We start from the raw sequence: 18,836 nt of genomic DNA, 5'->3' as shown, positions 1-18,836 counted from the left end.
TTCCGGGGATGATGGTTTCCCGACTGCGCGCGGAGGTTCGAAATGACCTTGTCCGGCCAGGAAACTCGAAGACGCAGGCGCACTTGGTCCTTTCTCGGCGCGATCGTGCTCGCCGCCGGGTTGATCGTCACCCTCCGCCTGGTCACCTCCGACGACGGTGACCAGGCGGAGGAGGTCAAGTGCGGTGGCGAATCCGTGCAGCTGCGCGTGGCCTCATCACCGGAGAAGGCCGGCATCGTCAAACAGCTCGCCGGCGAGTACAGCGGGCGGACGGTAGCCGGGACCTGCGTGGACGTGCTCGTCCAGTCGAAGAGTTCGGGCGCGGCCATGCAGGCGCTGTCCAACGGGTGGAACGAAGCCACCGACGGCCCGCGCCCGGACGTCTGGACGCCCGCCGCGTCCGGCTGGGCAACGCTGCTGCGGCAACGGCTCACCGACCAGGACAAGCCCGACGTGCTGCTCGAACAGCAGCCGCCGTCGCTGGCCAACGCGCCGCTGGTGATCGCCATGCCGAGGCCGATGGCCGAGGCGCTGGGCTGGCCCGGTCAGGGCATCGGCTGGCGCGACCTCGCCGCGCTCGCCACCGATCCGGCGGGCTGGGCGAAGCACGGGCATCCCGAATGGGGCGCGTTCCGGCTCGGCAAGACAAATCCGAACCTGTCCACCTCGGGGCTCAACGCCACCATCGGCACCTACTTCGCGGCCACCGGCACCTCGTCGGACCTGACCGCGCCGGATCTGGACAAGCCGGAGGTGAAGTCGTTCGTCGGCGGCGTGGAGCAGTCGATCGTGCACTACGGCGACACCACGCTCACCTTCCTGACCAACCTGCTGCAGGCCGACGACCGGGGCGCGGCGCTGTCCTACATCTCCGCGGTGGCCGTCGAGGAGAACTCGCTGATCGGCTACAACCAGGGCAATCCGACCAACGACCCGGCGAAGCTCGGCGAGCACCCGCGGCCGAAGGTGCCGGTGGTCGCGGTGTACCCGGCCGACGGCACGCTCAACTCCGACCACCCGTACGCGGTGCTCGACTGGGCCGACGACCTCCGGCGCCAGGTGGCCGCCGACTTCCTCGCCTTCCTGCGCTCGGACGACGCCCAGAAACGCTTCCTGGACCAGGGTTTCCGCAGTTTCGACAACAAGCCGGGCCCACAGGCCACTGTGGACAACGGGGTGACGCCGGAGGCGGCGCTGAACCTCATCCGGCCGCCCAGCCCGCCGGTGCTCGACCTGGTCCTCAAGTCGTGGTCGGAACTGCGCAAGAAGGCGAACGTGCTGCTGGTGGTGGACGTCTCCGGCTCGATGGGCGATGCCGCCGAGGGCACCGGGAAGTCCAAAATGGACCTGGCGAAGCAGGCGGCGGTGAGCGCGCTGAGCGAGTTCGGCGACCGGGACCAGGTGGGGCTGTGGATGTTCTCCACCAAGCTCGACGGCGATCTCGACCACCGCGAGCTGGTGCCGATCGGGCCGGTGGGCCAGGACGGGCGGCGGGACGCGCTGCGGTCGCGGCTGGAAGGCCTTTCCCCGCAAGGCGGAACGGGCCTGTACGACACCGCGCTCGCCGCGCACGAGTACCTCAAGGCGAACCTGGCCCCGGACGCGATCAACGCCGTGGTGGTGCTCACCGACGGGCGCAACGAGGACCGCGGCAGCCTCGATCTCGACGGCCTGCTCGGCAGGCTCCAGGTGGAAAGCGGCAGCGAGACCGTGCGCATGTTCACCATCGCCTATGGGAGCGACGCCGATCAGGACGTGCTCAAGCGGATGGCCGAAGCGACCCAGGCCGCGGAGTACGACTCGTCCAAGCCGGACACCATCAACCAGGTGTTCACCGCGGTGATCTCGAACTTCTGAGGACGGCATGGGTTTCCGGGAAGAACTGCGCGAGCCGTGGGGACTGCTGCTCGCCGGCACGTCGGCCGGGGTGGCCTGGGCGGTGCAGCTGCCGCCGGTCGCCGCGGCCGGGGTCGGCGTCGCCGTGCTGCTCGCCAGGGCGGCGATCGCGGGTTTCGACCGCAAGCCGGAACCACCCGCGGAAACGACGCTGACCGGTGAGGAGGCCACCTACTTCGAGCGCGCCGAACGGGCGCGGGAGAGCTTCGCCGCGATCGGCGCGACCCTGCCGCCGGGGCCATTGGTTGAGCAGATCCCACTCATGGCGTCGATGGTCGCGGAGACCGCGGCGAGCCTGCGGCGACTGGCGGAACGCTCGTCGGCCACGCGCGACGCACTGGGCCGGATCGACACCGGCGAACTGGCCGCCGAGGAGAAACGGCTCCGGCGTCGAGGGAACGACGAGGCGACACTGCGCGCGCTGAACGCCGTCCGCGACCAGCGCGACGTGGCGAAGCGGCTGACCGATCTCCGAGCGAAGCTGCTCGGCGAGTTGCACGCGGGCACGCTCGACCTGGAAAGCCTGGTGGCCAGGGTGGTGGAACTTTCGGCGACCGCCGATCCGGCACCGTCGTCGGGGACCTCGCTGGACGGCCTCGCCGAACAGCTGGAAGCCATCCGGCGCGGGGTGGTGGAGGCCGACGAAGCCGCTCGCCGGGTGCTCGGTTCGTGACACTTTGCAAACGGCGTTCGGCAGGTTAGCCTCACCTAAGTAACAGGAGGTGGATCTTGACCGAGCCCACGACCGCGACGCGCCGTCCGCCGGCGCCGAACCCCGCCGAGCGCGCGAAGACGATCGCGACGCGCGACTGCCCGGCGACGCTGGTCCCGTCGGTGGACCGCGGTGAGCACGACGGCAGCCGGGTGGTCCCGGTGCTGCACCACGTGCACGCCAGCGGCGGTGTCAGCCTGCTCCTGCCCGATGGACATCCGCTGGTGGAAGCCGCGGCGGAAACACAACGCGGCGAGTTCGGGGTGATGCTCGAACTCGCCGACCACGCCCCGGTGCCCCTGCGCGAGCCGATCCGCGGCCTGCTCTGGATCACCGGGTGGCTGCGCCCGCTGGACCCGCCGGCCGCGCGGGCGCGGGCGGCGGCGATCGCCGTCGACCGGCCGGACCACCGGCTGCTCGACGTCAACCACGGGCTCACCATGCTGCGCCTCACCCCGGCGTCGCTGGTGCTCGCGGACGCCGACGGCACGCATTCGCTGCGGCCGCACATGTTCAGCGCGGCCACGCCCGACCCGTTCCACGACTACGAGGCGCGCTGGCTCCAGCACCTGGAGACCGAGCACGCCGACGTGGTCGAGCAACTGGGCAGGCACCTGCCGCAGGAACTGCGTGGCGGGCTGATCCGCCCGCTCGGACTCGACCGGCACGGCCTGCGCCTGCGGGTCGAGTCCGCAGCGGGCGACCACGACGTGCGGCTGGCCTTCTCGCAACCGGTGGACAGCCCGCCGCAGCTCGCGGTCGAGATCCGGCGGCTGGTCGGCTGCCCGTTCTTCACCGAGGGCTAGGGCGCCGAAGCCCGGCGCGTGGTGTCCCGGTCGGTGATGGCCTGGCTGACCTCGCGGATGGCCGTGCGAATGGTGTCGCCGTACGGCCCATCGGGGAGCGCGGAGGTGTGCTGCTCGGCGTGGCCGATGTGCTCGGCCGCTGCCCGGAACGCGCCGAGGCGGCGGAAGTTGTCAGCCAGGTTGAGGTACAGGCTCGGGTAGAAGCCCGCCACCTGGAGGCTCGCGTCGTGCTGCTGGGCGCGTTCGTCGGTGAGGGCGTCGGCGGCATCGAGCGCGCGGACGTCCCACACCAGCGACTCGGCCGGATCGTCGTAGAGGTCGGCCAGGTAGTGCGCCAGCGTGCAGCGGTGGAACGGGTCGCCCGCCGCGCCGATCTCCTGCCAGACGGTCAGCAGGTCGCGCCGGGCCGACACGACGTCGCCTTCGCGGCCCAGGTTCACGGCCGCGCTGATCGCTTCCATCGTGGTCATGGGTGAGATTCGTCCTTTCGACAGGGCATGACAAGCGTGGTGAGGTCGCCGTCGTCGGCCGATCTGACCGTGGCGGGCTGGTCGGGGCCGCGCAGGTCGAGCATCAGGTCGTCGCCGATCGCCTGGCTCAGCGCCGGGTACAACGTGGTCAGCTCGAACCAGACCGTCAGCTCGGCACCCGTCGCGGAGCCGTCGAGCGGCACTTCGTCCTCTTCGAGCAGCAGGCTCGGCCTGCCACCGGACACCCGCACACCGGCGGTTTCCGGCGCCCGCCGCTCCAGCGCTCTGACGACTTGCCGCTTCCCGACCGTGACGCGATGGGTCACCGGCGGAAGCGCGTCGAGCAGGAGCCGGTGGTCCGGGAAGTCCTCGGACAGCAGACGGCAGTGGAGCACGATCCCGTCGGCCATTCGGCTGCCGACCGTTCGTTCGCCCGCTTCGATCGTCACCGCCGGACTGCGCCGGAGCTGGGAACTCAGCGTCCGCAGATCGTCACCGGCGAGCGTGCCCGCCCAGGAAGCGAACGATCGGGTGGGCACCAGCGTGCGCAGGGCGAGCCGGTACCGGTCGGTCGCGATCAGCGACACGGAATCGGCATCGGCTTCCAGGCGCACACCGCCCAGGACCGGGATGCCGGGGTCGTGGCTGGTGGTGGCCAGGACCTGGTCGACCGCCGCCGCGAAAACCGGGCCCGGCAGCGCGCAGATCGGCAGGCCCGGCTCCTGGCCGAGATCGGCCTTGAGCCTCGCCGCGGCCTGCCGGATCCCGGCGGCTTCCTCGGTCACCCTGGCGACCTGTTCGTCGATCAGCCGCGCCGCGTCCTCCGTGTCGGCGGCGAAGAACTCGCCGACAACGGGCAGCGGCATCCCGATCTCGCGCAACCGGCGCAGCCGCACGGCTCGCGCCAACTGCGATTCGCCGTACAGCCGGTATCCCGTGGCCGGATCGACCTGCTCAGGGTGGAGCAGACCGGCGTCGTCGTAGAACCGCAACGCGCTCGCCGTCAGTCCGGCGAGCTTCGCGAACGCGCCGATCGGCACCAGCTCCGGGTCAGTCACCCCATCATCGTGGGGCTTCGACCGACTCGAAGGTCAACAGTCAGTCGTCGGCGAGTTCGGGTGGGAAGCCGCCGGTGGCGATCGGACCCCAGCGCTCCAGCGTCAGCCGGATCAGCGACTTGCCCTGCTGCCGCATGGCTTCGCGGTACTCGTCCCAGTCGGGGTGCTCACCGGAGATCGCGCGGAAGTAGTCGACCAGCGGCTCCACCGCCTCGGGCAGGTCGATCACCTCGGCCGTGCCGTCGACCTGCACCCAGGCGCCGTTCCACTCGTCCGAGAGCACGCACATCGACGCCCGGCGGTCGCGCCGGAGATTGCGCACCTTCGCGCGCTGCGGGTACGTGGCGATCACGATCCGGCCTTCGTCGTCCACCCCGCAGGTCACCGGCGACAACTGCGGACTGCCGTCGGCGCGGCGGGTGGTCAGGATGCCCTGGTGGCGCGGGCGCAGGAACTCGAGCAGCTCGGCGCGCTCGACCGGGGTGTTGGTGGCGATGGTGCGAGGCATGACCTCGACGCTATCCCCCACCCGGTAGCTTGCGCGAATGCGCTCCTGGTTGATCAGCGACCGCCCGGTGTATCCCGAGGTGGTCACCGACCCGGCTGAACGCCGCGTGCTGAAGTTCGAGCTGCTGATCGTCTTCGGCATCACGCTCGGGCTCTCCGGCCTGCGCAGCCTGCTGTCGCTGCTGGACTCGCTGCTGCGGCCGGAACCGCTCAACGAGCAGCAGGTGGCGCTCAACGTGCCGCAGGCCGCGGCCGGGCTGATCGACCTGCTCAAGCAGTTGCTGAGCGCGCTGCAGCTGGTCGGCTGGGGCGCGCTCGGCGTGTACCTGCTCTACCGCGGCGGGATGAAGCTCGCCGCGGTCGGATTCGACCGGACCCGGCCGCGACGCGACCTGACCTGGGGTGTCGGGCTGACCGCGTTGATCGGCATTCCCGGGCTGGCGCTGTACTTCGTCGGCTGGCAGCTCGGGTTCAACCTGGCCGTGCAGCCGTCCACGCTGACCGAGACGTGGTGGCGCCCGATCACGCTGACGCTTTCGGCGTTCGGCAACGCCTTCGCCGAAGAGGTGCTGGTGGTCGGCTACCTGCTGACGCGGCTGCGGCAGCTGGGGTGGCGGGAGAACTCGAGCCTGTTCGCCGCCGCCGTGCTGCGTGGTTCGTACCACCTGTACCAGGGCCTCGGCGGGTTCGTCGGCAACCTGGTGATGGGGCTGGTGTTCGGCAGGTTGTGGCAGAAGACGAACCGGCTCTGGCCGCTGGTGGTGGCGCACACGCTGCTCGACGTCTTCGCGTTCGTCGGTTACGCGCTGCTGCGGGGCAAGGTGTCCTTCCTGCCCTAGTGGCAGTGGCCGTGCCTGCCGAGCGTCTCCTCGGGGGTCGCGCCGGGGCGGGTCCACTGCGGCACGGGGCGGCTGGTCGCGCCCCAGGTTGCCGTTCCGTCCGCGGCCGAGCGCCAGTACCAGCACGGGACGTCGCCCTCCGGCCAGCCTTCGGGCTTGTCCTCCCACGCTTCACCGCGGCCGTAGGGCGTCATGTCGAGCACGCCGAAGGATCCGTTGGCCTGCTCGTTGCCGCGTCCCGTCGTGGAGTAGGTGAGGAAGGTGCGCTCGCCGTCGCGCAGGAAGCACGACAGGGAGGCCATGGCGCCGCCGACCGGCGCGGGCACGTCGCGCACCGAGTACCAGGGGTCGGTGTAGCCCATGAACTCCACGAACGGAGCCACCTCCTCCCACCGGCCCCTGGTCACGACGGCGAACGAGACCCCGCGCGCCTTGAGGTAGACGACGGTGTCCCGCAGGTGCCAGACCATGTTGGTGCAGCCCTCGCACTGGCCCTGGTGAGGCGCGCCTTCATGCCACATGTGCTGGTAGACCACGAGTTCGTCGCGGCCGTCGAACAGGTCGACGAACGGGACGGGGCCGTCGGCACCGACCACCTCGACCTTTCCGTCGAACTCCACCATCGGCAGCCGCCGCCGGGCTGCGGCGATGGCGTCGCCCTCACGGGTGTGCGCCTTCTCGCGGACCAGGAGTTCGTCGCGGGCGGCCTGCCAGGTGGCCAGGTCGACCACGGGCGGTCGGGCGTTCGACATGAAGGTCTCCGTTCTCTGTGTTCTCTGCGGTGTTCTCACACCGAACCTACGAACGGACAAGCGCCGGAACGACCTCCGCGGTGCTTATTTTCCGAGCTTTTCAGAGGGACAGCGGCGCGGAGCCGAAGGCGACGTTGAAGCGGTCGCACCAGATGACCACGCTGCGCAGCCCGGACAGCTTCGCGTCGGCCGGAATGTTGTAGTTCTGGTTCCCGTCGGTGGCCTTGATCTTGCCGAGCTTGACCACGGCGCCGTCGTCGTACTTGCCCCATTCACCGCCCGCGGTGGCCGCGCTGAGCCACACGTGCACGTCGGGACCGTCGGAGGTGGAGAAGCCCTCCAGGCGCAGCACGCGGTTGCCGTCGCCGAGATCGACCACGCGGGCCTTGCCGCTGGTGTCGTGCTCCTGGCTGACGAACTCGCCGGTGGCCAGGTCCTTCGGCTCGGGCGGCTCGGACGGCTCGGGTGACTCGGGCGCGCCGGGTGACTCGGAGGTGGGCGCGGCCGGCTGCCGCGGTGCTTCGCTGACCGCGCTGTTCACGGCCACCGGCAGCGCTTCGTCCACCGTGCTGCGGGTGAACGCCTTCCACGGCTGGAAGGCCCACAGACCGACGGCGGCAACCACCAGCCCGAGCCCGAGCGCGGCCAGGATGAGCTTCTTCTTGCGCGACATGCGTTCACTCTGGGCCACCGGCCGCGCGGCGGCCATACTCCCACCGCTTACCGAACCATTACCGCGGTGGAAGTGATTAGTCTCAGCATGTGACCGTCGAGCAAGCGACTTCCGAGACCGTGTCCGCGCCCCGGGTGGAGAGCGAGGTCGGGCCACTGCGCTCGGTCCTGTTGCACCGGCCGGGCGCCGAGCTGAAGCGCCTCACGCCGCGCAACAACGACCAGCTCCTGTTCGACTCCATTCCGTGGGTCGACCGCGCCCAGGAGGAGCACGACGCCTTCGCCGAGGTGCTGCGCGGCCGCGGTGTCGAGGTGCTGCTGCTGGCCGAGGTGCTGCGCAGCGCGCTCGACGACCAGCGCGCGCACGCCGCCGGGGTGCACGCGGCGGTGGACGACCGCAGGCTCGGTGCCGAGCTGGCCGACGTGCTCCGGTCCCATCTGTCCTCTGTGGACTCGGAAACGCTGGCCGAGGTGCTGATGGCCGGGATGACCTTCGAGGAACTGCCCGCCGCGGAAGGCGCTTCGCTGGTCCGGAAAATGAACCATCCGCGTGATTTCGCCGTCGACCCGCTGCCGAACCTGTTGTTCACGCGTGATTCCTCCGCGTGGATCGCCGACCGGGTGGCGATTTCCTCACTGACCATGCCCGCGCGCCGCCGGGAAACCGCGGTGCTGGACCTGGTTTACGCCTATCACCCGCGATTCCGGCAGGCCGCCCGTGCCTATGGCGCGCATTCCGCGCCGATCGAAGGCGGCGACGTGATGCTGCTGGCGCCGGGCGTGGTCGCGATCGGCGTCGGCGAGCGGACTTCGGCGGCCGGTGCCGAATCGCTGGCGCGCTCGGTGTTCGCCGACGACCTCGCGCACACGGTGCTGGCGGTGCCGATCGAGCAGTCGCGGGCCACCATGCACCTGGACACCGTGTGCACGATGGTCAACACCGACGCGGTGGTGATGTACCCGCTGGCCAGGGATTCGCTGGTGGCCTACACGCTGTTCACCGGTGACGACGGCGCGCTGCGGGTGGACGGCCCGGAACCGTTCCTGACCGCGGCGGCCAAGGCGATGGACATCGACCGGCTGCGGGTGATCGACACCGGCCTCGACCCGGTGACCGCGGAACGCGAGCAGTGGGACGACGGGAACAACACGCTGGCCGTGGCGCCGGGCGTGGTGGTCGGCTACGAGCGCAACGTGGAGACCAACGAGCGCCTGGAGGCGGCCGGGATCGAGGTGCTGCGCATCGCGGGCTCGGAACTGGGCTCCGGCCGGGGCGGGCCGCGGTGCATGTCCTGCCCGGTGGTGCGCGACTCGCTCCGCTGATTCACCGAATGAATTAGGCAAGGCTAAACAAAATTAGTTCTGCCTTCTTTTGGGAATGGTAACCTAATGGGGCGGGAATCACCAGGTACAATTGGAGATAATTGCCGGGCTGGGTTACCGTTGAATACATGGCCCTCACCAAGAAGAATCCGCGTTCGAAGTTCTACGAGCTGCTCCAGCAGCAGGTGCACAACGAGTTCAACGCCTCCCAGCAGTACATCGCGCTGGCGGTCTGGTTCGAGAACGAGGACCTGCCGCAACTGGCGAAGCACTTCTTCCGGCAGGCGAACGAGGAGCGCAACCACGCCCTCGCTCTGGTGCAGTACATGCTGGACACCGACCACCACGTCGAGATCCCCGGCACCGGAGACGTCCGCAACGACTTCTCCGAGGTGCACGAGCTGATCGAACTCGCCCTCGAGCAGGAGAAGGAGGTCGCGGCCGACATCAAGACGCTGGCCAAGGCCGCCCGCGACGAGGACGACTACATCTCCGAGCAGTTCGTCCAGTGGTTCCTCAAGGAGCAGGTGGAGGAGATCTCCGCGATGTCCACCCTGCTCAACATCGTCAAGCGCGCCAACGGCAACCTGTTCGAGGTGGAGAACTGGCTCTCCCGCGAATCGGTCGGCGACGGCGGCGACGACCCGCTCATGCCGCCGGTGGCCGGCGGCGCCATCTGATCGGCCCCCGAGGGCTGACCACTCGGACCCGGGTGCTCCCACTGGGAGCGCCCGGGTTCACTCGTAGCAGTCCTGCAGGCTGTCGTCGAGATAGACGTGCTCGACCACCGCGGTCTCGCTGACCACCACGCGGTAGCGGTAGCCGTTGCCGATCGGCACCACGTCGCCGTTGGGGCCGGTGGTCGCCTCCGGATAGGTCTTCCGCAGCTGTTCACGCGTCGCGCCGGCGCCGATGCCCTCCGGTGTGGTCGCGGGCACCGACGGATTGATGTACACCACGCCGCGGTTCGGCGAGACGACCACCGAACCGCCGCTGGGCACGCCCGTCCCGCTGAAGAAGTAGCTGGTGCAGCCGCCGTCCACGCCGCCGCTGTTCTCCGGCGTGAAGTTGATGCCCGACGAGGACGCCTCGTCCATGCTCGTGTTCAACCGCAGCTTGCCGTAGCCACCGGGGCCGATGACCGGGCCCGGCGGCCCCGACTTCTGCGTCGCGACGGGCGCGTCGGACAGCGGTGCGGTCGGCGGCAGCGTGGTCGCCTGGCCGGAGTTCGGGTTCGGCGGCGGCTGCGGGGGCGGTGGTGAACCCGGCGGCGGGCTGGACGGCGCCGGTGCCGGGATCATCGTGGCGCTCGGCCCGATCTGCAGTGCCGGGTCCGGGCCGGGCGGCTGGGCCACCGGCGGCGGCTCCTGGTGCCGGAACCCACCACCGGTCAGCGCGAAACCACCGGTGACCAGCGCGACCACACCGAGCGCGCCACCGGCGACGGACATCCGGCGACGGCGGACGCGGCGCCGCTTGGCCCCGGCGACGATGAGCTGCCCGGCATCCGGTGCGGGACGCAGTCCGAGGCGTTCGTCGTCGAACAGCCGGCGCAGTTCACCGGCCAGTTCGTCGTCGTCTGCGCTCATACCGCTTCCCTCCCTCCGCTCTCTTCCACCGCGGGCTTCATCTTCAGCCGCAGGGAGGCGAGCGCCTTGCTCGCCTGGCTCTTCACCGTGCCCTGGCTCACGCCGAGTGAAGCCGCGATCTCCGCTTCGGACAGTCCTTCGTAGTAACGCAGCACCACCACGGCGCGTTGCCTCGGCGGCAGCGCCCGTAGCGCCTGCCACAGCGGCTCGTGCTCGAACGGGTCGGCGTGCTCGAACGGCTGGGCGTCGGGAATGTCGGCAACCAGGTTCTCGCGCTTGGTCCGCCGCCAGCGGCTGATGTGCGCGTTCGCCATCGAGCGGCGGATGTAGGCCATCGGGTCGCCGGTCTTGCGCTGCACGTGGGTCCAGCGGGAGCCGATCTTCTCCAGCACCGTCTGGACCAGGTCGGCGGCGTCGTGCGGGTTGCCGGTCAGCGCGTGGCCGTAGCGCATCAGGCCGGGCAGGTTGGCCGAGACGAACTCCCCGAAGTCAACGAGGTCGCCCGACACCGCCAATCCCCTCTCCTGGCGCGCCTCGACGACACGGCTTCCGGCCAGCGAAAGGGCTGGCGCAACCGGCGCGCACGCGGTCACCGTATCGCCTCCAATCCCGGTGAGCGTTCTCGACCGCTCCTCACCACCGTCTGACTCACGCATCCGCGCCCCCGCAGGTTGTCCGTCCGATCGAAGGACGCACCGACGGGTGAGCCGTTGTGGCGCGTTACCGGTTCGCGATGGCCGGTGGGAGGTGGAAGCGGCCGTCCGGGCCGGGCGGGAACTCGTGCACCGCGATCACCGCTTCACGCGGGATGGGGCCGTAGACGTGCGGGAAGCGCACGCCTGCCGGGTGCGGCGGATCGCCTTCCTCCCAGCGCAGTGGCACGCCGAGGCGGGCGGGGTCGATCTCGAGCAGGACCAGATCGGTGCGACCGGCGTAGAGCGCGTCCGCGGGCAGGTGCGCGGTGCCGGGGTCGGAGCAGTGGATGAAGCCGACGTCGTCGAGCGAGGGCGCGCGGTAGGCGTCCCCGCTCGACAACCAGTCCTGCTTCGAGCAGATGTGCAGTACCACTAGCGAATGGTGATCTGACGACCGATCAGGCCGTCGCGGGCGCGGCGCTCGGCGGCGTTGAGGGGCTCCTCGTCGAGCGAGGCCAGCGCCTTGTCGAGGCGTTCGCCGAGCTGCTTCGCGGGCTCGTCCCACTCGCGGGCGTGGGCCTCGGGGTCGAGGTCCCAGACCGGCACCAGCAGGCCGTGCGCGCGGAACGAACCGGCGTAGCGCGACTCCTCGCCGAGGCCGATCTCACCGGCGGCGGAGAGCCGGGCCAGCGCCTGGAGCACCTTGCCCTCCGGCTCCGGCCGGACCCAGCGCAGGTGCGCCTTCTCGCCGGCGTCGACCCAGTAGGCACCGGTGCCGAGCCGCTCGGACGGCATGATCGCGCCGTTCGCGCGCTCCAGCGACAGCGCCACCTCGCCCTCGGCCTCGGTACCCTCGGGCAGCCACCAGGAGAAGTCGGTGTGCATCTGCACGTCGAACTCGGCCGTCGGGTCGAGCAGGTCCTGCAGTCGCTCGCCCTCACCGCCGGGCGTGATGGTGTCGGGCACGGAGAGCACGTCGCCCTCCTTGGCCTCGAGCGCCCAGCGGATCGACCGGCCGATGTCGCGGCTGACGTCGGTGGACCGGGTCTGCACCTGGAGGCCGACGAAGGCCTGGCCGTCGGAGCGCACGAACGCGGCGGCGGCCATCGGCAGCACGGTGCCGAGCACCACCTTGCGCCCGTCGGTGTCCTTCAGCGGCAGCTCGACGGTCGCGGACGGAACGAACTCACGCAGCGCGATCAGCTCCGGCTCCGCCACCAGCCCCTCGAACGGCTGGCCGACGAAGACTTCGCGAACCTTCTTGGGCGCCCCGTTCTTCTTGGGCCCCTTCTTGCGCGCCGCCTTGCCCACAGTTCCTCCTCGCGTTCGGTCGGGCCGACGGTACCGAACGGCGGGGCCCGCCAGGCGCTCGACCCGAGCGATCCGGGCGGGCTCAGCGGTGGAAGGCGAGGACGTGGAGGAGCGCCACCTGCGATGCCGCGCCGACGATCTCGCCCTTGCTGATGCGGGTCCGGACCGTGTCGAGCGGAATCCAGGCGACGCGCTCGGCCTCGTTGATGTCCTCCGGCTCCCCGACGTACTCGGACCTTCGAGCCACGTACAGCAGGTTCTCGGCGTCGGCGCTGCCGACCATCGGCTGCAGGCTGCCGAGCGGTTCGATGTCGAGCGGCCGCCAGCCGGTCTCTTCCTCGACCTCGCGCGCCGCGGTCACCGCGGGGTCTTCGTCCGGATTGACGTAACCGCCGGGCAGCTCCCACACCCACCGGTCGATGATGAACCGGTGCCGCCACATCATCAGCACGCGGTCCTGGTCATCGAGAACGGCCATCACCGCGGCCTTGGGGATGCGGAACACCCACTGCTCGAAAGTCACCCCGTCGGGCAGTTCCACCGACGCGATGCTCAGCCGAAGCCGGCGCGTGTCGTCGACCAGGCGCTCGTCGTGGATCCGCCAGAGGGTCCGCCCATCCGCGTCGGTGGTCACGTGACGACATGGTACGGCTGGGTGGAGCTACAGTCGGCTGGTGTTCGAGCCTGCTGATCCGGCGTTCCTCGCGAATCCGTACCCGTACTTCGCCGAGCTTCGGGCGAAGGGGGCGGTGCACCATCACGAAGGGCTCGGGCTGGCGATCGCGGTGTCGCATCCGGCGGCGTCGGCGGTGCTCAGGCACAGGTCCCTCGGGCGGATCTGGCGTGACGCGACGCCCGCCGAGCAGTTCGTCTCCTTCAACCTGCTGCACCGCAACTCCCTGCTGGAGAACGAGCCACCGGCCCACACGCGGCTGCGGCGGCTGGTGTCGTCGGCCTTCGCGCGCGGTCACGTCGAACGACTCAGGCCGCGCGTCGAGCAGGTCGCCGCGAAGCTGGTCGACCGGCTCGCCGCGCGGATTCGCGACGAGGGCCAGGCCGACTTCCTCGCCGAGGTCGCGCAGCCGCTGCCGGTCGAGGTGATCGCCGAGTTGCTCGGGGTGCCGGAGGCCGACCGGCCGCTCCTGGTGCCGTGGTCCAACCACATCGTGAAGATGTACGAGTACGGCCTGTCCGAGGACAAGCGCGCCATGGCCGAGCAAGCGGCCGGGGAATTCGTCGACTACCTGCGGAAGCTGTCCGCCGAGCGCGCGGCGAATCCGGGCGACGACCTGATCAGCGACCTCGTGCGCGTCCGCGACGACGACAACGGCAGGCTTTCCGACGACGAACTGGTCGCCACCGCCGTACTGCTGCTGATGGCGGGCCACGAGGCCACGGTCAACGTGCTCGGCAACGGCCTGCGCGCCCTGCTCGACCACCGCGACCAGTGGGAACTGCTGCCGTCGAACATCGATACCGCGGTCGAAGAGGCGATCCGGTTCGACTCGCCGTTGCAGCTGTTCGAGCGGACCGCCACCGAGGACGTGGAGATCGCCGGGTACCGCCTCGAAGCAGGCCGGAAGATCGGCGCGCTGCTCGGGGCCGCGGCCCGCGATCCGGAGGTGTTCGCCGAGCCGGACAGCTTCGACATCCGCCGCTCGCCGAACCCGCACCTCGGCTTCGGCGCGGGCATCCACTTCTGCCTCGGCGCGCCGCTGGCCAGGGTGGAGATCGCCGCCGCGTTCCGCGCGCTGACCGCGCTGCCGGCCCTGGAGCCGGCCGGGGAACCGCCACGCCGACCGGAGTTCGTCATGCGCGGCTACCGGGAGCTGCCGGTCACCGGGGTGCGGTAGCCGGGCGGGCCGGGCGCAGTTCGGGTTCGGGCGCGCCGCTCACGCTGAGCACGCGCAGGTGGCGCAGTTTGTCCTCGCCGACCGGAGCCAGCAGACCGGTCATCCGGCGGACCAGCAGTGCGGTGAGCACGGCCAGCCCGGCGGCGGAACCGTCGGTCAGCACGGCCAGCAGCACCCCGTCGGCCTGCGCCTGCACACCGTCGCGCAGCCGCCAGATCACCGAGACGACCAGCAGCACCCCGTTCAGCGCCCAGGTGCCCCACCAGGCCAGCACCAACCGCGACGGCCGGGGGCGCTCGGTGCCGGGACGCCGCAGCACGGCGTGCTCGGTCTCGGCGACGATCGAGCCGGCCATCACCAGGTTCGGCCCCGGCACAAAAAAGCCGACGAGCACCTGCCACGGCGGCCGGGGCGGGCGCTCCCCCAGCTCGTCGGCGGCGACCACGCGCGCGACCAGCAGCCACCACAGGCTGATCCCGGCGGCGAACAGGGCGAGCAGGAAGGTCAGCAGCGCGGCGGTGAGCACCAGGGCGTCGGAGGCGCCGACCAGGTCGGCGTCGAGCGCGGAGTCGCGGCTGACCAGCAGCAGCACGTACCGCCAGCCCTCGGCGAGCGCGGCCACCGCGGCGAACCCGGCCAGCACCCACAGCAACACGGTGGCGTTGCGGGAGAGCGCGCGCAGCCGCTGGGCCGGGCGCGGGGCGTTCGACGGGGTGCCGGGCACCGCCGTCGGCAGCCGCCAGACCACGTTCGGAAAGCCCCAGCGCGGCGGAACCCGGTAGGCGGGCGGGCCGTAGTAGCGGTGGTCGACCGCACGGCGGCGCGGTGCCGGGCCGTAGGGCGGGGTCGCCACCCAGCGCACCCGCTGCCGCATCGGCGGCCGGTGCTGGTACTGCTGCTGGGGTGGGTAGTGCTGGGGGTGCACGCTCACACCACCTGCGGCTCGGCACCCTGTTCGGTGACCATCGGCCTGCCGTGCGCCTGCCATGACTGCATGCCGCCCGCCACGTTGACCGCCTCCCGGCCCTGGCCGTTGAGCCAGGCCGCGACGTTGGCCGAGCGCACGCCGCTGCGGCAGATCACGTAGAGCTGGTCGGCCGCGGGCAGCTCGGCGACCCGGCCGGGCAGCTCGCTCATCGGGATGTGCACGGCTCCGGGGGCGTGCCCTGCGGCCCATTCGTAGTTCTCGCGGACGTCGAGCAGCGCGAACTCGGCGGGCAGCTCGGGCACGTCCACAGTGGGCACTTCAGCAGGGTTCACCACGCCACCATGCTCGCACGAAGCCACGTTCAGCGCGTGTGAACAGGGCCGCTCTGGACTCGATAGACAAACTTGTCTATCGTTTACCGGCATGACCGACCTGAACGACCCGAGAAGCTGGTTCGTCGAACCGTTCTTCTCCGCGCTGCTCGACGGCGTACCGGACGCGGCCGAGGTCCGCGCCCGGCTCGAACGTGAAACCGAGGACCTGCTCGACCAGACCGAAGACCTCGTCGTCGACGAGGCCGCACGCAGCCACGTGGTGCTCACCGCGTACGCCGTCGCCGCCTACCGCTGGCTCGACGGCCGCGTGCCCGACCCGCTCGAAACAGTGCGCCGGGTGGTGGTCGACCAGTTCGGCGACTGGCTCGCCGACACCGTGCGCGCCGAACTCGACCGCGCGCCCGATCCGTTCGCGGCCATGGTCGAAAACGTGCGCGAGCAGGAGAAGTCCTTCTACGGCAAGGGATTCGCCTGGGAACGGGTGACCGACAACGACCGCGCCTACCTGGGCCGCGCACACCGCTGCGTCTACCACGACGCGAGCACCCGGCTCGGCGCGCCGGAGCTGACCGCGGCCGTGTGGTGCGAATGGGACAAGCCGATGCTGGCCGCGGTCGATCCGGACCGGCACGGCCTGCGCGCCGAGCGCCCGGTGACCATCGGCTACGGCTGCGACCACTGCGACTTCGCCTTCGAGCGGACCACGTGAACGTCCGGCTGCTGGTGCTCGCGCTGCTCGCGGAACAGCCGCGGCACGGGTACGAGATCCGCAGGTGGCTCGTCGACAGTCACGCCGAGAAGTGGGCTGCGGTCAAGCCGTACTCGGTGCACCACGCGCTGACCCAGCTCGCCAAGGAGGGGCTGGCCGAGCTGGACCGCGTCGAGCCGACCGCCCGCCGCGACCGGTCGGTGTACTCGATCACCGACGCCGGGCGCGAGGAGCTGAAGCGGCTCACCAGGAAGCTCTGGGGGCAGCTGCCCAACGCCTACCCGGCGAGCGTCTACCTGCTGCTGACCTTCGTCGACGTGCTTCCGCCCGAGGAAGTGCGGTCGCTCGCCGAGTCGCTGGCGCACTCGTTGCGCGCGCAGCTGGCCGACTGGGAGACCGGCCAGGCGGCGAAAGCCCCGCTTCCGCCGCTCTGGCAGGCCATGTTCGACAACGGCCGGGCGCACCTGCGCGCCGACCTGGAACTGGTCGAAGCGGTGCTCAGTGCGGAACAGCTTTCTCCGCCCCCGCCCCGGTGAGCGAGCGGACCTCCATCTCCGCGTACTTGTCCTCGTTGTGCTCCTTCGACAGGACCGTGCCCAGCCAGCCGAGGAAGAACGACACCGGAATCGACACCAGACCCGGGTTCTGCAACGGGAACCAGTGGAAGTCCACGCCCTTGATCATCGAATTCGACAGCCCGGAAACGGCGGGCGAGAAAATGATCAGCACCACGGTGACGGTGAGGCCGCCGTAGATCGACCACAACGCGCCGGAGGTGTTGAACCGCTTCCAGAACAGCGAATACAAGATCGTCGGCAGGTTCGCCGATGCCGCCACCGCGAAGGCCAGCGCGACGAGAAACGCGACGTTCTGGTCCTTCGCCAAGATCCCGCCGACAATCGCGACCGCGCCGATCACCAGTGCGGTGATCCGGGCGACCCGGACCTCGGCGTTGCTGTCGGAGACCTTGCCCTTCTTGATCACGTTGGCGTACACGTCGTGCGCGAACGACGCCGACGCGGTGATCGTCAACCCGGCAACCACCGCCAGGATCGTCGCGAACGCCACCGCCGCGATGAAGCCCAGCAGGATCGGACCGCCGAGAGCCTGCGCGAGTAGTGGTGCGGCCGAGTTTTCCTTACCTGGAGCCTTGTTGATCGCGTCCTTGCCCACGATCGCACCGGCGCCGTAACCGAGCACCAGGGTGAACAGGTAGAACAGCCCGATCAGGCCGATCGCCCACACCACCGACTTCCGCGCGTCCTTCGCCGTGGGCACGGTGTAGAAGCGCATCAGCACGTGCGGCAGACCGGCGGTGCCGAGCACCAGCGCGATGCCCAGCGACAGGAAGTCGATCTTCGACGTTTCCGAAACCCCGTAGCGCGCACCGGGGTTCAAGATCGCTTCCCCGCCCGAACCGACGCGCTGGACCGCGCTGCCCAACAGCTCGGAAAGGTTGAAGCCGTAGCGCGCGAGCACCCAGACGGTCATCGCGAACGCACCGGTGATCAGCAACGCGGCCTTGATGATCTGCACCCAGGTGGTGCCCTTCATGCCGCCGACCAGCACGTAGATGATCATCACCACGCCGACCACCGCGATCACCACGGCCTGCCCGGCGGTGTTGGAAATGCCCAGCAGCAAGGAAACCAGGATGCCGGCACCCGCCATCTGCGCCAGCAGGTAGAAAAAGCTCACCGCCAGCGTCGAAGTCGCGGCGGCCGCACGCACCGGACGCTGCTTCATCCGGAACGCCAGCACGTCGCCCATGGTGAACTTGCCGGTGTTGCGCAGCAGTTCCGCCACCAGCAGCAAAGCCACCAACCAGGCGACGAGGAACCCGATCGAGTAAAGGAATCCGTCGTATCCGTAGACCGCGATCGCACCCGCGATCCCGAGGAACGACGCCGCCGACAGATAGTCACCGGCGATCGCGATGCCGTTCTGCGGACCGGAGAACGCGCGACCCGCGGCGTAGTAGTCCGACGCGGTCTTCGTGTTCCGCGACGCCCGGAACACGATCACCAGCGTGACCACCACGAACGCGCCGAAGATGCTGATGTTCAGGATCGGGTTCGAACCCTGGACGGCCTGTGCGAGGTTCACTTCGCGACCCCCTCGACATCCTCGCGGATCTTGTCGGAGACCGGGTCCAGGTGCCGGTTCGCGTGGCGCACGTACAACCCCGTGATCAAGAAGGTCGAGACGAACTGGAGCAGGCCGAGCACCAGGCCGACGTTGATGTTGCCGACCAGCTTCGTGGACATGAAGCCCTGCGCGTAGGCCGCCAGCACCACGTAGAGCAGGTACCAGCCGAGGAACAACACGGTCATCGGGAAGACGAAGTTCCGCAGGCGTTTGCGCAGTTGCCGGAATTCCGGACTGGCCTGAACACGCTTCCAGTCGGCTTCGGTCATCGGTTCGCTACTGCTCACAGGACC

The 18,836-nt window shown here is 70.1% G+C and carries 23 protein-coding genes; 9 read left to right on the top strand and 14 right to left on the bottom strand.

Annotated features, from left to right (window positions below; all coding sequences use genetic code 11):
• Positions 1-42 precede the first annotated feature (42 nt).
• Genes YIM_RS00800 through YIM_RS00790 form a run of 3 tightly spaced genes read left to right on the top strand, consistent with a single transcriptional unit; the run spans position 43 to position 3,414 of the window.
• Complete coding sequence (locus tag YIM_RS00800) at positions 43-1,857, top strand: substrate-binding and VWA domain-containing protein (protein WP_153028506.1); 1,815 nt, start codon at positions 43-45, stop codon at positions 1,855-1,857.
• 7 nt (positions 1,858-1,864) lie between these two features.
• Positions 1,865-2,569 (top strand): hypothetical protein, encoded by a 705-nt coding sequence (locus tag YIM_RS00795; protein WP_153028505.1) that lies wholly within the window; start codon positions 1,865-1,867, stop codon positions 2,567-2,569.
• A 56-nt stretch (positions 2,570-2,625) separates the two neighbouring features.
• Entirely contained in the window at positions 2,626-3,414 is a 789-nt protein-coding gene (locus tag YIM_RS00790; RefSeq protein WP_153028504.1) for a DUF2470 domain-containing protein, read from the top strand.
• On the opposite strand, the gene YIM_RS00785 is transcribed toward YIM_RS00790, so the two are convergent.
• The 3 genes from YIM_RS00785 to YIM_RS00775 are packed head-to-tail and all read right to left on the bottom strand — an operon-like array spanning position 3,411 to position 5,450.
• Complete coding sequence (locus tag YIM_RS00785; RefSeq protein ID WP_153028503.1) at positions 3,411-3,884, bottom strand: hypothetical protein; 474 nt, start codon at positions 3,882-3,884, stop codon at positions 3,411-3,413. The genes YIM_RS00790 and YIM_RS00785 overlap by 4 nt on opposite strands.
• Entirely contained in the window at positions 3,881-4,942 is a 1,062-nt protein-coding gene (locus YIM_RS00780) for a MerR family transcriptional regulator (RefSeq protein ID WP_153028502.1), read from the bottom strand. Before YIM_RS00780 ends, YIM_RS00785 begins: the two co-directional genes overlap by 4 nt.
• 40 nt (positions 4,943-4,982) lie before the next feature.
• The gene (locus YIM_RS00775; RefSeq protein WP_153028501.1) at positions 4,983-5,450 is read right to left on the bottom strand and encodes a PPOX class F420-dependent oxidoreductase; all 468 of its coding nucleotides are present in this window, start codon (positions 5,448-5,450) and stop codon (positions 4,983-4,985) included.
• A 37-nt stretch (positions 5,451-5,487) separates the two neighbouring features.
• Between YIM_RS00775 and YIM_RS00770 the strand changes: the two genes are divergently transcribed.
• Positions 5,488-6,288 carry a CPBP family intramembrane glutamic endopeptidase gene (locus tag YIM_RS00770; RefSeq protein WP_153028500.1) on the top strand — a complete coding sequence of 267 codons (801 nt, stop codon included), beginning with the start codon at positions 5,488-5,490 and terminating at the stop codon, positions 6,286-6,288.
• Here YIM_RS00770 and YIM_RS00765 read toward each other — a convergent pair.
• Positions 6,285-7,040, bottom strand: a complete 756-nt coding sequence (locus YIM_RS00765) for a DUF899 family protein (RefSeq protein WP_153028499.1) — start codon at positions 7,038-7,040, stop codon at positions 6,285-6,287. The genes YIM_RS00770 and YIM_RS00765 overlap by 4 nt on opposite strands.
• Positions 7,041-7,140: 100 nt before the next feature.
• Positions 7,141-7,713 carry a DM13 domain-containing protein gene (locus YIM_RS00760; RefSeq protein WP_153028498.1) on the bottom strand — a complete coding sequence of 191 codons (573 nt, stop codon included), beginning with the start codon at positions 7,711-7,713 and terminating at the stop codon, positions 7,141-7,143.
• Positions 7,714-7,847: 134 nt separating this feature from the next.
• Between YIM_RS00760 and YIM_RS00755 the strand changes: the two genes are divergently transcribed.
• Together YIM_RS00755 and YIM_RS00750 are read left to right on the top strand one after the other, a co-directional pair.
• Positions 7,848-9,035 (top strand): arginine deiminase, encoded by a 1,188-nt coding sequence (locus tag YIM_RS00755; RefSeq protein ID WP_153036690.1) that lies wholly within the window; start codon positions 7,848-7,850, stop codon positions 9,033-9,035.
• A gap of 128 nt (positions 9,036-9,163) precedes the next feature.
• Complete coding sequence (locus YIM_RS00750) at positions 9,164-9,715, top strand: ferritin (protein WP_153028497.1); 552 nt, start codon at positions 9,164-9,166, stop codon at positions 9,713-9,715.
• A gap of 57 nt (positions 9,716-9,772) precedes the next feature.
• Here YIM_RS00750 and YIM_RS00745 read toward each other — a convergent pair whose 3' ends face one another.
• From YIM_RS00745 to YIM_RS00725, 5 genes are all read right to left on the bottom strand, one after another.
• A complete protein-coding gene (locus YIM_RS00745; protein ID WP_153028496.1) occupies positions 9,773-10,624 on the bottom strand; it encodes a hypothetical protein in 852 nt (283 codons plus the stop codon).
• Positions 10,621-11,133, bottom strand: coding sequence for a SigE family RNA polymerase sigma factor (locus YIM_RS00740; RefSeq protein ID WP_153028495.1), 513 nt, complete (start codon positions 11,131-11,133; stop codon positions 10,621-10,623). The genes YIM_RS00745 and YIM_RS00740 overlap by 4 nt, the downstream gene beginning before the upstream one ends.
• 211 nt (positions 11,134-11,344) lie before the next feature.
• The gene (locus tag YIM_RS00735; protein ID WP_153028494.1) at positions 11,345-11,692 is read right to left on the bottom strand and encodes a DUF952 domain-containing protein; all 348 of its coding nucleotides are present in this window, start codon (positions 11,690-11,692) and stop codon (positions 11,345-11,347) included.
• Positions 11,692-12,570 carry a DUF5926 family protein gene (locus YIM_RS00730; protein ID WP_153028493.1) on the bottom strand — a complete coding sequence of 293 codons (879 nt, stop codon included), beginning with the start codon at positions 12,568-12,570 and terminating at the stop codon, positions 11,692-11,694. The genes YIM_RS00735 and YIM_RS00730 overlap by 1 nt, the downstream gene beginning before the upstream one ends.
• A gap of 82 nt (positions 12,571-12,652) precedes the next feature.
• Positions 12,653-13,204: an NUDIX hydrolase gene (locus YIM_RS00725; RefSeq protein WP_153028492.1), complete on the bottom strand. Its 552-nt coding sequence runs from the start codon at positions 13,202-13,204 to the stop codon at positions 12,653-12,655.
• A 40-nt stretch (positions 13,205-13,244) separates the two neighbouring features.
• On the opposite strand from YIM_RS00725, the gene YIM_RS00720 reads away from it, so the two are divergent.
• On the top strand, positions 13,245-14,423 hold the full coding sequence (locus YIM_RS00720) for a cytochrome P450 (protein WP_153028491.1): 1,179 nt from the start codon (positions 13,245-13,247) through the stop codon (positions 14,421-14,423).
• Here the strand turns inward: YIM_RS00720 and YIM_RS00715 are convergent.
• Positions 14,407-15,354, bottom strand: coding sequence for a DUF4328 domain-containing protein (locus YIM_RS00715; RefSeq protein WP_228004483.1), 948 nt, complete (start codon positions 15,352-15,354; stop codon positions 14,407-14,409). The two genes, YIM_RS00720 and YIM_RS00715, sit on opposite strands and share 17 nt — an antisense overlap.
• Positions 15,351-15,683, bottom strand: coding sequence for a rhodanese-like domain-containing protein (locus YIM_RS00710; RefSeq protein WP_228004482.1), 333 nt, complete (start codon positions 15,681-15,683; stop codon positions 15,351-15,353). The genes YIM_RS00715 and YIM_RS00710 overlap by 4 nt, the downstream gene beginning before the upstream one ends.
• 91 nt (positions 15,684-15,774) lie before the next feature.
• Between YIM_RS00710 and YIM_RS00705 the strand changes: the two genes are divergently transcribed.
• Both YIM_RS00705 and YIM_RS00700 read left to right on the top strand, forming a co-directional pair.
• Positions 15,775-16,395 carry an L-2-amino-thiazoline-4-carboxylic acid hydrolase gene (locus tag YIM_RS00705; protein WP_153028489.1) on the top strand — a complete coding sequence of 207 codons (621 nt, stop codon included), beginning with the start codon at positions 15,775-15,777 and terminating at the stop codon, positions 16,393-16,395.
• Positions 16,392-16,931 carry a PadR family transcriptional regulator gene (locus tag YIM_RS00700; RefSeq protein WP_194239999.1) on the top strand — a complete coding sequence of 180 codons (540 nt, stop codon included), beginning with the start codon at positions 16,392-16,394 and terminating at the stop codon, positions 16,929-16,931. The genes YIM_RS00705 and YIM_RS00700 overlap by 4 nt, the downstream gene beginning before the upstream one ends.
• Here YIM_RS00700 and YIM_RS00695 read toward each other — a convergent pair.
• Positions 16,894-18,501, bottom strand: coding sequence for a cation acetate symporter (locus YIM_RS00695; RefSeq protein WP_153028487.1), 1,608 nt, complete (start codon positions 18,499-18,501; stop codon positions 16,894-16,896). The genes YIM_RS00700 and YIM_RS00695 overlap by 38 nt on opposite strands.
• The gene (locus YIM_RS00690; RefSeq protein ID WP_153036688.1) at positions 18,498-18,812 is read right to left on the bottom strand and encodes a DUF485 domain-containing protein; all 315 of its coding nucleotides are present in this window, start codon (positions 18,810-18,812) and stop codon (positions 18,498-18,500) included. The genes YIM_RS00695 and YIM_RS00690 overlap by 4 nt, the downstream gene beginning before the upstream one ends.
• Positions 18,813-18,836 lie beyond the last annotated feature (24 nt).

It is taken from the genome of Amycolatopsis sp. YIM 10, from assembly GCF_009429145.1.
Lineage (GTDB): Bacteria > Actinomycetota > Actinomycetes > Mycobacteriales > Pseudonocardiaceae > Amycolatopsis.
This window is presented reverse-complemented; position numbering and strand designations above follow the sequence as displayed.

Excerpts from the sequence above, each read along its gene's own strand:
- YIM_RS00800 (WP_153028506.1), top strand. The coding sequence starts at position 43 with ATGACCTTGTCCGGCCAGGAAACTCGAAGACGCAGGCGCACTTGGTCC.
- YIM_RS00795 (WP_153028505.1), top strand. The coding sequence starts at position 1,865 with ATGGGTTTCCGGGAAGAACTGCGCGAGCCGTGGGGACTGCTGCTCGCC.
- YIM_RS00785 (WP_153028503.1), bottom strand. The coding sequence starts at position 3,884 with ATGACCACGATGGAAGCGATCAGCGCGGCCGTGAACCTGGGCCGCGAA.
- YIM_RS00775 (WP_153028501.1), bottom strand. The coding sequence starts at position 5,450 with ATGCCTCGCACCATCGCCACCAACACCCCGGTCGAGCGCGCCGAGCTG.
- YIM_RS00770 (WP_153028500.1), top strand. The coding sequence starts at position 5,488 with ATGCGCTCCTGGTTGATCAGCGACCGCCCGGTGTATCCCGAGGTGGTC.
- YIM_RS00765 (WP_153028499.1), bottom strand. The coding sequence starts at position 7,040 with ATGTCGAACGCCCGACCGCCCGTGGTCGACCTGGCCACCTGGCAGGCC.
- YIM_RS00760 (WP_153028498.1), bottom strand. The coding sequence starts at position 7,713 with ATGTCGCGCAAGAAGAAGCTCATCCTGGCCGCGCTCGGGCTCGGGCTG.
- YIM_RS00750 (WP_153028497.1), top strand. The coding sequence starts at position 9,164 with ATGGCCCTCACCAAGAAGAATCCGCGTTCGAAGTTCTACGAGCTGCTC.
- YIM_RS00745 (WP_153028496.1), bottom strand. The coding sequence starts at position 10,624 with ATGAGCGCAGACGACGACGAACTGGCCGGTGAACTGCGCCGGCTGTTC.
- YIM_RS00705 (WP_153028489.1), top strand. The coding sequence starts at position 15,775 with ATGACCGACCTGAACGACCCGAGAAGCTGGTTCGTCGAACCGTTCTTC.
- YIM_RS00690 (WP_153036688.1), bottom strand. The coding sequence starts at position 18,812 with ATGACCGAAGCCGACTGGAAGCGTGTTCAGGCCAGTCCGGAATTCCGG.